At 34.1% G+C, this 6,786-nt stretch carries 8 protein-coding genes; 5 read left to right on the top strand and 3 right to left on the bottom strand.

From position 1 onward, the window contains the following. Positions 1-400: 400 nt before the first annotated feature. Positions 401-1,669, top strand: coding sequence for a hypothetical protein (locus tag B4Q04_RS22270; protein ID WP_088698180.1), 1,269 nt, complete (start codon positions 401-403; stop codon positions 1,667-1,669). A gap of 128 nt (positions 1,670-1,797) precedes the next feature. Here B4Q04_RS22270 and B4Q04_RS23035 read toward each other — a convergent pair whose 3' ends face one another. Next, entirely contained in the window at positions 1,798-2,349 is a 552-nt protein-coding gene (locus tag B4Q04_RS23035) for a transposase (RefSeq protein WP_236631080.1), read from the bottom strand. A 129-nt stretch (positions 2,350-2,478) separates the two neighbouring features. Between B4Q04_RS23035 and B4Q04_RS22260 the strand changes: the two genes are divergently transcribed. Both B4Q04_RS22260 and B4Q04_RS22255 read left to right on the top strand, forming a co-directional pair. Beyond that, positions 2,479-3,231, top strand: a complete 753-nt coding sequence (locus tag B4Q04_RS22260; protein ID WP_123772424.1) for a hypothetical protein — start codon at positions 2,479-2,481, stop codon at positions 3,229-3,231. Between the two features lie 239 nt (positions 3,232-3,470). Continuing rightward, positions 3,471-3,809, top strand: a complete 339-nt coding sequence (locus tag B4Q04_RS22255; protein ID WP_088698178.1) for a hypothetical protein — start codon at positions 3,471-3,473, stop codon at positions 3,807-3,809. Positions 3,810-4,104: 295 nt separating this feature from the next. Here the strand turns inward: B4Q04_RS22255 and B4Q04_RS22250 are convergent, their stop codons facing one another. Next, complete coding sequence (locus B4Q04_RS22250; protein WP_088698177.1) at positions 4,105-4,323, bottom strand: hypothetical protein; 219 nt, start codon at positions 4,321-4,323, stop codon at positions 4,105-4,107. A gap of 157 nt (positions 4,324-4,480) precedes the next feature. Between B4Q04_RS22250 and B4Q04_RS22245 the strand changes: the two genes are divergently transcribed. Together B4Q04_RS22245 and B4Q04_RS22240 are read left to right on the top strand one after the other, a co-directional pair. After that, entirely contained in the window at positions 4,481-5,086 is a 606-nt protein-coding gene (locus tag B4Q04_RS22245; RefSeq protein ID WP_123772423.1) for an EndoU domain-containing protein, read from the top strand. Between the two features lie 315 nt (positions 5,087-5,401). After that, entirely contained in the window at positions 5,402-6,307 is a 906-nt protein-coding gene (locus B4Q04_RS22240; protein WP_123772422.1) for a leucine-rich repeat domain-containing protein, read from the top strand. A gap of 90 nt (positions 6,308-6,397) precedes the next feature. On the opposite strand, the gene B4Q04_RS22235 is transcribed toward B4Q04_RS22240, so the two are convergent. Continuing rightward, positions 6,398-6,786: transposase (locus tag B4Q04_RS22235; RefSeq protein WP_236631079.1), on the bottom strand; the 389-nt coding region annotated here is incomplete at its 5' end.

Below are 6,786 nucleotides of genomic sequence, written 5' to 3'. Positions count from 1 at the left end.
GATTAGTGTAACGAATTTGAAACGGAAAAATAACTAGCCACAACAAAAGTAACCGTTGCACAACTCGTCATCGGGAATAAATTGATGGTTTTTGAATTATTAGAAATATTAAAACTCAATATGTCAGTTAGTTACATCTTATAAAAAATAACTTAACAAGTACGTATTGATGGTATTCATAGTTGCGCAACAAGCACAAAACCTAAACGTAATGCGGACTTTAGGGCGAAACCGAAAGGTCTGTGTATATTTATGAAGCCGCTAAATCTTATGGATTTAGCTTTGCAAAAGAAAAAATAAATCAAAACAATAAGCTTTAGCTTCGTGCGTAGACGGAAACGAAAGGCTTCCTTACAACCGCACTACGCTTAGCTAAACCGTTATAGCCAATTAGAAAAAAATGGAAGACAAAGGAAAAATTGGTGAAGAATTTGTTAACGAATTAGCATATAATTCTTTTTTAAAATTTTGGTGTTATCCTGGTCCAAAGTATGAAAACGGGAACAAAAAAGAAATTTGTGATTTATTAATCCTATTTAATTCAGTAGTAATTATTATATCTGTTAAAAACTATGAATTTAAAGGAAATCATTTTAGATATTTTAATAATACCATAAAGAAAGCTGTTAATCAACTACATGGTGCTCAAAGAGTTTTATTCAGTAATAGTGAAGTAAAGATAAAACATCCCGATAAAGAGATCGAAATCTTTCCAAAAAATGAGATTAAAAAAATATTTCGGTTAGTAATCAATCTAGGTGATGGAGTTAAATTTTACCCATTTAATCAAAGTACTAAAAACAATGATTATGTAACCTTATTTGACAAAGATTCTTTTGAAAATATAATTAATGAATTAGACACGATTCCTGATTTTATTGATTACTTAGAAAAAAGAGAAAGTCTTTTTAAAAATAAACTTACTCTTATTTTACCGGCAGAAGAACATGATTTCCCTATAGAAACTCAAAAGGAATTCTTTCAATTTACAGAAAGCATTGATGCTGATTTTATTATGATTTCTGGTTCTGAAAAAGATTTATTGGCTCATTTTTTCAAAAACCAACGAAATTTCCCAGATGTTTTAAATGGTGATTCAAACGGTTATTACTTAATACTTGATGGAGATTGGAATGAATTCAAAGCTACTCAAAAGAAGAAAAACAAAGAAAATGCTGATAAAGTAAGCTATTTCATTGAAGGGTTTGTGAAAAATGAACTGCTAATAAATATTACCCCTTTCCGAGAAAAACTAGCAAAAGCACTTCTTTCATTTGACCGACTAACTAGACGGACAATTTCAAAAAACTATTTTGAATTTCATAATAGATACAAAGATGTGAAAGGATTGTTTTTTGGGAGAAGATTTGCAGACTTTGAAGGTGTTGGTGTTTTATTTACTTTTTACACCAAAGAAATGGATTTGGAAATGATAAACACTTTGAATAATCTAGCCGTAGAAAGCTCAAACTTATATACAAATTATAAAAGTAAATCAATGATTCTCATTTCAACAAATAGAGATCATCGATTCTTATTTTCCTATTTAGAAAAATTAGAAAAATATCCTAAAAAACTAGAAGATCAAATTAGAAAAGATGTAAAAACCTTGGGTTGGTTTACTAATCATGAAACAATTAATGACACCGAAATCGAATTCCCTGATTAAAGACTGGCTATAACAAAGATGGTAACCGTTGCACAACCCCATAATCATTAAAATAACGACGCACATAACCGCTTTTTAAGGCGGTTTTATCTTTTAGACCACTGGCCAACCTATATTTTTTGGGTAGCCTACAAGTGAACTTTCAAGTGCTTGGAGCAGTTTTTTGCGATGCGCGGCAAAACAAAGCTTCCCGCCCCGCTTTTTGAACGTTTTTCCGTGAATTTCAGGTACTTTTTCAGGTTGTAGGCAATCGCCGAGAGGTGCATGACCTTGTTGGCCTGTTCGAGCCCTATGGTGTTCACCTTCCTCAGCCCCATGAACTGTGTCAACGTTCCAAAAACGGGCTCTACCGTACTCTGTCGTTTGCCTTTCATATATCTGCCCTGTTGGCTGTTCACCCTTTTGATGTTCCGCTCGTACTCGGCCCGGTAATAGGTGACCGAAAATTGTTTTTCGTTCACCTTGCCCAGACATGTGGATTTCAACGGGCAGAGCTTGAAGAAGACCACCGGGTCTATGCTCTTTTGGCCGCTGTTCCCGTAATAGCCTTCGGTAAGACCGTAAAGGAAGCGTAGCTCCAAAACCTCTTTCAACCGCCTGTAGAAATTGTTCTCGGGGATTCGCTCGCTCAACTGGAAATGGGCGAACAGTTTTTCTTGGTACTCCTTTTTTCCCTGCATACCTAAAATTAACGACCCAACGTTAAGATCGCCTTGATCCTATGTGGTTTTTTCGTTAACTTGTGCAACAGGCACAAAGCCTAAACTGCATTAAAACGCAGTTTAGCCAAACCGTTAGCAAGAATTAGAATGAAATCGAATATATTCTTATTGATTGTATTATTCATGACTGAAATGAATGGACAAAATTCTGAAGACAGCAATTATTGGAAGTTAACGTACTCTTCTGATGAAAAGGAAATTGGAAAAACCTATCCACAAATACAAACATCAGAAGGTGGATGGTGGGATGTGTTAGACTCATTATCCGTTTATGGACAAATAACCTTTGGAAAATCTCCAACAATAACACCGCCATTTGGAACATTAATTTTGGAAAACATGGCAAAACGAACCGACTTTCTAAGTGCTGCACAATTTTCACATCATGGGTTTATAATGTCATTAAAAGCTAAAATGATTTTTGAAAAGTACAAATTAGGAAAGCATTGGTTCTTTCCTGTTGACGTAAAACATAAAAATGTTATTTACCAGTATTATGTATTTCATACTAACAATTCACAATTAAATCTATTTGATTTATCAAAGTCTGAATTTGAATTTAGACAAAGAGTTAATGGAGGGAGGACAGTAGATAAAGTTGTTATAAAATCTGAGAAATCACTTTTGGAAAAAATAGAGTCTTACCGAAATAGTGAAAAAGGAATTTGGACTTTTCAAGCTTCACTTCTACATTTCAAACCTAATTTAAATAACGTTTTCGATCTAATTGCTGATAGAAATATTAACATATTCTCCTACATATCTACTAACCTAAAAACTGAACTACTTCAAAATAACATTACCGGAATTAGTATAAATCAACAGTCTTTGATAAAGTAAATAACTTTTGCTAACAATGGTAAGCGTTGCACAACTCGACATTGATGTCCAAAACCCTATTTTTTGAAATTTAAAACATCATAACACACTGATTTTAAAAGGGTGTCTTCGAAAGGGGAAATAGATATAATGCCGTATTATCCTACCAATCCTCCCTTAAGTTTGTATGATAGGTACGCAGCAGCCGAAAAAGACGTAATGGGTTTAATATGGTTAGCGCAAATCGAAACTGAAACAATATGAAAACCTTAGTTACCCTAATTTTGTTGTTGGCCCTGACATGCTCCCCAAAGAAAATTACACATTATCAAGGTTATATCTACAACAACGAAGAGGAGCCAGTTAAAAATTTGAGTGTTGCGGGGCGAGACCATTCAGAAGTAGAATCCGTCACTAACGAAAATGGTTTTTTTAAAATAAGGAAGCCAGAAGGTTGGGTTGAAACGTTTTTGTATGTCAAAAGAAACGGAATAAAAATAGACTCCATTCAAGTATTAAGAAGCCATCCCGAATACGGGCCACGCCATTACTTTGTAAACGGAAGGGACGACACGCTATTCATAAAAGCAAAAAACTAATGTTTAAAAAAGCTTCTTTAAAATTGACTCGTAAGAAAGGTTGAGCCTGATATGGCTCACCAAATTAGAACTGAAATGAAAAATATACTTTTCAGCTTTTTTTTATTTACTCATCTACATGCAATTCTATTGAATACTACCATAGATACGTTTTGAATGACAAGAATGAGTCGCTTTCAAGTGTAGAAGTAAGAGAAGCTTACACTACCTTGGTCTTGAATTTAGATGTGAATTTTCTTTGTGTCATATTCAGTAAATTTAATAATTAAACTTACTGTCCTAAAATTTGGAGTATCTACAGTTTTCCAGGTAGCCCACAAGGCAGAGCTTGAAGAAGACCACCGGGTCTATGCTCTTTCTGTCCGCTGTTCCCGTAATGACCTTCGGTAAGACCGTAAAGGAAGCGTAGCTCCAAAACCTCCTTTAAACGTCTGTAGAAGTTGTTCTCGGGGATTCGCTCGCTTAACTGGAAATGGGCGAACAGTTTTTCTTGATACTCCTTTTTTCCCTGCATACCTAAAACTAACGACCCAACGTTAAGATCTCCTTTAGCCTATGTGGTTTTTTCGTTAACTTGTGTAAACTATGTCTCTTAACGAACAGCTGAAAAATTTAAGTTGGAATTTCAATATTATATACACGAGGACACTTTTACTACAAACAAACAAGGTTTGAAAACTGGTACTACTATATCTAAAGTACCTTCTGTCTATACCATTAAATATGTGGAAGATGGAGATGAGGGACCATTTAAAGACCTTCCAAGTTTAAGAAAAGAATCTAAAATTTTTCGAAAGCTCCTAACAACAAATCCAAAAAGAGCGCAACAAATTTGTCAAAAAAAGCACATAAATGTGATGAAAGATTTCGTTTTAACTGATGAAAATGTGAGTGTATCACCAGATTTTGTAGAATTAATTGAACATTGTACTAAAGGAAAAATTAGGAATGGAAGAATTACTGGAATTCATTTTTATGATAGAGAATTAGTAAAAATTAGAAAAGTTTTAAAGAAGAATAAAAAGGGTGTATTTGAAGCCAAAATAGAATACTATGACTCTGAAATGGATAGATGGACAAAAAAGGAAAAGCCCAGTACATTTTTTCCTCCAACATGGACTTTAAACAAGTTGTTCCATGAATGTCTATTCGCTGTAAATAACAAAAAGAAAAAATTCGGAGCTTTAAACGTTTATAAATCAAAAATGGAATCTGGAATCAACGTGGAAATTATTATCAAAGATGGACTTCTAAAATCAATTTATCCCCTGCTATAAAAAGCCTGTGCCTAACAAAAGTAACCGTTGCACAACTCGTCATCGGGAATAAATTGATGGTTTTTGAATTATTAGAAATATTAAAACTCAATATGTCAGCTAGTTACATCTTATAAAAAATAACTTAACAAGTACGTATTGATGGTATTCATAGTTGCGCAACAAGCACAACGGCTATAAGCAATTGGGGCGAAAGTAATAAAACGAAAGTATAAACATAAAATAAAGGTTTGTGCTTAACCGAAAAGTTAGGGCAAAAATCCCCAACTGCTCATAGCCAAACCGTTAGCAAACATTTAAAAAGCACATATTAGAATGAGAAGAATTTTATATTCATTATTAATAGTATTGTCAATAATCTCCTGTAAAACTGGAAAAACAAGTTTAAAAAAAACTTTAGATTTAAAAAAATCCATTATTGACGCTCAAACAGTAATGGGTGCTATTTATTCTTTAACATATTGTGGAAAAGAATCGGAGACCAAATTGGAATACAAAGACTTTGAACCAATTGAAAAAGCGATTAGATATTCCTTATTGGACCTTTCAAATTATGAAACTGAATTCAAAATGAATGTCATTCCAATGGAATTAAATCTTACCGATAAAAATAGACAAAGTGTCTCTTTGATTTGTGAAGAATTAGATTCCTTAGTACGAATCACCAAAAATTTAGTAAATAAAAATTCTGAACAAATTGCTCCAGAACAGATATGGATTGCTACTACTTTAACTTCAATGAATCCAGGCTCATATTACGACGGAATTAACAGACCCGACTCAACTATAACTTTAGAAAATCATCCTTTGAAAAAGGTTATAGAAATAATGAAACTTCAAGATATTAGTTTTTCAAGAGTTATGTATATAAGTGACAAAAGCCTTTTAAAGATGTCTGAATTAAGTCCAAATATAAAATTCATTGACCTCAGTGCTTCAGGACTGACTTCCGAAGTGTTGAACTCCTTGAATTTAGACAAACTAAAGGCTCTATCAAGCTTGAAATTATATCAAAATAATATTGATACTCTACCGAACAAATTGACACAAATCCCAAATTTGAAATATTTGGATTTAAATAAAAATAGGATAAGGAAAATGCCCGATAATTTAGGTTTGCTTAAGAAACTAAAATATTTAGACTTAAGAAACAATTATTTGGACGTAAGAGAAAAACTTCGGGTACGTAAAGCCTTGAAAGATACCAAAATACGATTCTAAAAACGTTTGCTAACACAAGTAACCGTTGCACAAGCCCAAAATGATTGAAAAAATGGCTTCCATAACCGCTTTTTAAGGCGGTTTTATCTTTTAGACCACTGGCCAACCTATATTTTTTGGGTAGCCTACAAGTGAACTTTCAAGTGCTTGGGACCAGTTTTTTGCGATGCGCGGCAAAACAAAGCTTCTCGCCCCGCTTTTTGAACGTTTTTCCGTGAATTTCAGGTACTTTTTCAGGTTGTAGGCAATCGCCGAGAGGTGCATCACCTTGTTGGCCTGTTCGAGCCCTATGGTGTTCACCTTCCTCAGCCCCATGAACTGTGTCAACGTTCCAAAAACGGGCTCTACCGTACTCTGTCGTTTGCCTTTCATATATCTGCCCTGTTGGCTGTTCACCCTTTTGATGTTCCGCTCGTACTCGGCCCGGTAATAGGTGACCGAAAATTGTTTTTCGTTCACCTTGCCCAGACATGTGGATT

This window comes from Zobellia sp. OII3, from assembly GCF_002211465.1.
Taxonomy (GTDB): domain Bacteria; phylum Bacteroidota; class Bacteroidia; order Flavobacteriales; family Flavobacteriaceae; genus Zobellia; species Zobellia galactanivorans.
Note: the sequence above shows the minus strand (reverse complement) of the source record. Positions and strands in the feature narration are given on the sequence as shown.